The organism is Streptomyces europaeiscabiei, from assembly GCF_001550375.1.
Classification (GTDB): domain Bacteria; phylum Actinomycetota; class Actinomycetes; order Streptomycetales; family Streptomycetaceae; genus Streptomyces; species Streptomyces europaeiscabiei.
On the sequence record NZ_LRTR01000065.1, the window covers coordinates 1 to 3,937 of the forward strand.

4 protein-coding genes are annotated in these 3,937 nt (G+C 73.1%); 3 read left to right on the forward strand and 1 reads right to left on the reverse strand.

Annotation, left to right across the window (positions count from 1 at the left end):
- The coding region (locus AWZ10_RS02910; protein ID WP_167365912.1) for a glycerate kinase at positions 1-148 on the reverse strand (148 nt) is incomplete at its 3' end.
- A 402-nt stretch (positions 149-550) separates the two neighbouring features.
- Here AWZ10_RS02910 and AWZ10_RS02915 point away from each other — a divergent pair.
- The 3 genes from AWZ10_RS02915 to AWZ10_RS02925 form a co-directional block, all read left to right on the forward strand.
- Positions 551-1,648 carry an ADP-ribosylglycohydrolase family protein gene (locus AWZ10_RS02915; RefSeq protein WP_046706918.1) on the forward strand — a complete coding sequence of 366 codons (1,098 nt, stop codon included), beginning with the start codon at positions 551-553 and terminating at the stop codon, positions 1,646-1,648.
- 64 nt (positions 1,649-1,712) lie between these two features.
- Complete coding sequence (locus AWZ10_RS02920; protein ID WP_060890364.1) at positions 1,713-2,234, forward strand: NUDIX domain-containing protein; 522 nt, start codon at positions 1,713-1,715, stop codon at positions 2,232-2,234.
- Between the two features lie 461 nt (positions 2,235-2,695).
- Positions 2,696-3,937: serine/threonine-protein kinase (locus AWZ10_RS02925; protein ID WP_244172365.1), on the forward strand; the 1,242-nt coding region annotated here is incomplete at its 3' end.

A 3,937-nucleotide genomic window follows, 5' to 3' on the forward strand; every position in this document is an offset into this window, starting at 1 on the left:
CCGCGGCCACCGTGCCGTCGCCGCCGTCGGCGACCGGCAGCGCCTCGACCTCCAGATCGGGCACCACCCGGCGCAGGCCCGCCGTGACCCGCTCGGCGACCTGGACGGCCGTCAGTGTGCCCTTGAACTTGTCCGCGGCGATCAGCACCCGCGGGACTGCCGTGTCCGTGTCGATGTCCGTCTCGATCCCGTCCACTGCGGCGTTCGCCACCTTGCGTTCCCCTCGCTCATCAGGCCTTGCGCACGTCAAGGCAGTCGCGCCGCTGCGACCCTAACCGCCCCGGCCCCGTACGTCATGCCCCGTCCCGCTCTCCGAACACCGCGCGGGTGACCGGAGAGCGGGCCGGAGAGCGACGGCCGACAGCCCCCGGCGGGCCTCGGGGGCCTCGGCGGGCGCCCACCCCGTCACCGGCCCGGAGGGGAGTCCCGGCCGCCACCGCATGGGCCGGTGGCGCGCCCGCACCGTCACACGCGTGCGCCGCCCACGCCACGGCCCCATCCGTACGCCGCCCCGCGAGCGACCATGCCCTCGATCGGGTAGACCTCCACCATGACGCCCACCACCCCGACACCCCTCGCGCCCCCTGTGGGCGCCGCACTCGCCGACCGTGTTCTCGGGGGCTGGCTGGGCCGGATCGCGGGGAACATGCTCGGGAAACCGGTCGAGCAGGGGGACCTGTGGACGCGGGAGCGCATCGACCGGTATCTGCGCCAGGCGGGGGCCCTGCCCCTCACCGACTACCTCCCCGAGCCGGCCACCGAGAGCGACGGGCGCGCGCTGCGGCCGGAGTGGCGCAGTTGTGTACGCGGCCGGATCCACGGCAGCTGCCGCGACGACGACATCGACTACGCGATCCTCGGACTGCACCTGCTGGAGACGCACGGTTTCGGTTTCAGCACCGAGCAGGTCGGCGACCTTTGGCTGCTGCGGCTGCCGTATCTGCAGACGTTCACCGCGGAGCGGGCGGCCTACCGCAACCTCGCCCAGGGGCTGAAGCCTCCGCTGACCGCGACGTACGACAACCCGTACCAGGAGTGGATCGGCGCCCTCATCCGCGCCGACGTCCATGGCTGGACCTGCCCGGGCCTGCCCCGGCGCGCGGCCTCGCTGGCCCGGCGCGACGCGGTGCTCTCGCACACCGGCAACGGGGTGTACGGCGCGATGTGGGCGGCGGCACTGATCGCGGCGGCGTTCACGGCGCCGGGGGTGCGGGCCGCCGTGGACGAGGCCCTGGCGGTGATCCCGGCGGGCAGCCGCCTCGCCCGGACCGTGCGCCGGGTCGTGTCGCTGCACGACGCCGGGTTGGACTGGGAGGACACGCTCACCACGGTGGGTGAGGAGACGGCCGGGCTGGGCTGGATCCATGTCGTGCCGAACGCGGCGGTGCTGACCGCCGGGCTGCTGTACGGCGAGGGCGACTTCACCCGCACGATCGCGCTGACCGTCCGCGCCGGCCTGGACACCGACTCGAACGGGGCGACCGCCGGTTCGGTGGCGGGTGTGCTGTGCGGGGCGGCGGCGATTCCGGACCGGTGGAAGGACCCGTTGGAGGACACCGTGCGCAGCGCCGTCTTCGGCTTCGACGGGGTGCGCATCAGCGAACTCGCGGAGCGCACGGTGCGGTTGGCGGAGGCCTCCGGCTGCTGAGCGCCGGTCGTTACGCTCCGCGAGCGCCGATTTCACGCCCTTCGGGGCCGTCTACCCTTTCCGGATGGCCACCTCGGACTTCGCCGCCTACATCGCGAGCCTGCCCCGTGTCCTCGCCGGCGCCGCCGCGCTCTTCCGGGACGCCGAGGGGCGGGTGCTGCTCGTCGAGCCCAACTACCGCGAGGGATGGGCGCTTCCGGGCGGGACGATCGAGTCGGACGACGGGGAGACCCCGAGGCAGGGCGCGCGGCGCGAGACCCTGGAGGAGATCGGGCTGGACGTCGAGCCGGGGCGGCTGCTCGCCGTGGACTGGGTGCACGGAGTGGGGCGGCCTCCGCTGGTGGCGTACGTGTACGACGGCGGGGTGCTCTCCGACGAGGAGTTGAAGCGGATCCGGTTGCAGGAGGCGGAGCTGCTGTCGTGGCGGCTCGTCCCGCGCGCCGAACTCACCGGGTATCTCCCGGGGACCCTCGGCCTCCGGGTGCTCGCCGCTCTCGACACGCTGGCGGACGGCACGGGCACGGTCGAGTTGGAGAACGGCAACCGGGTGGGTCGGACCGTCGAAGGACCGGCTACGGACCGGTGAAGATCGGCCACGGCGGCGTTGTTCGACTGCCGCCCTCTGCTTACAGGAGTCACCTGACATCGAGTCAACTCCCCTTGTACAGAACGTGAGAAGCGTGAACCCTTCACTTAATAGAAGTTTAAAGCGCTGGCTGAAAACGCTGCCCGTTTGTCACTCCAGCATCTAGGCTGACGTCACCCCCGTCCGAGCGATCGCGCCCCATGGCCCCGCTCAGGAACCGGGGCAGTACTCGGGACACCCGTGACCGGCGGCCCGAGCGCGGGCCGTGGCTCCGGGAGATCCGGAGCACCTGGGGGAACGGTCACCGGGAGCCGCCCGGAGCAGTCGGTCTCCCCCCACCTGCGGGCCGATCCTCGCCCGTCCTCACCGAACAGGCAGCTGAGGTCATGGAACCACTGGGCTCAGACGATCCCGAGGAGCTAGGTCCCTACCGTCTCGTGGCACGGCTCGGCGCAGGAGGGATGGGACGGGTCTATCTGGCGCGCTCCCCACAAGGGCGGACCGTCGCGGTCAAAGCCATCCGTCCCGAGCTGATGGGGGACAAGAACTTCCGCATCCGCTTCCGCCGCGAGGTGGAGGCCGCCGGAGCGGTCGGCGGCAGATACACCGCGCCCGTGGTGGACGCCGACCCGGAGGGCGCCATCCCGTGGCTGGCCACGGACTACATCGCCGGGCCCACCCTGGCCGAGGCGATCGCCGCGCACGGCCCGCTCCCGGCGGAGTCGGTGCTCGTACTGGGCGCCGGCATCGCCGAGGCGCTGATCTCGGTACAGGCCGCCGGTCTGGTGCACCGCGACCTCAAGCCGTCCAATGTGCTCCTCGCCGCCGACGGCCCGCGCGTCATCGACTTCGGCATCGTCCGGGCGAGCGACGGCTATGACCTCACCCGCTCCGGCGCACTCTTCGGCTCCTTCGAGTACATGTGCCCCGAGCAGGCCACGGGCGAGCCGCTGGGCCCCGAGGGGGACGTCTTCTCACTGGGCTCGGTGCTCACGTTCGCCGCGGCCGGACACGCGCCGTTCAGCGGCACCGCCGCGGCCACGCTCCTCTACCAGGTCGTGCACAGCGCACCCGACCTGACGGGCGTGCCCGAGCCCCTGGACAAGATCATCAGCCTCTGTCTCACCAAGGACCCCCGGCTTCGGATCACCCCGGACAAGCTGGCCGCCGCCTGCGCGCCGGGGGGCGTGGAGCAGTTGACGGGTGACGGCTGGCTGCCCCCGTCGGTGACCTCCTCGATCGCGCTGCGCGCGGCGGCGGTCCAGACCCTGGACGCCGCACCGAACACCCCGGTCGCGTTTCCCATGACCGGGACCGGCCCCGAGTCCGCCGCGTACGGCTTCCAGCAGGAACGTCCCGCCTACAGGTCGCAGCGGGACGGGGCCGCGTACGCCTCGCGGCAGAGCCGGGTCGCGTACGACTTCGAGCACGAGGCACCCGGTCCCCCCCAGACCCCGTCGGCGTCCGGCTCCGGCCGCCCGTACGACGGCTCCGGGCACCCGGGCCGACAGCGCGAGGTGCCGCCGCCCGGCGGTGCCGACGGCGAACAGCCGGGATCCGGGCACCACTCCCGCACGGAGCCCTCTTCCGCTCCCGAGGAGCCGGAGCCGTACCGCCCCTCCTCCGCCGGGCATCGCCGCACCGTCCCGCGGCCCGGTCCGTCACGGCGTACGGTCCTGACCGTGTCCGCCGGCTCCGCCGCC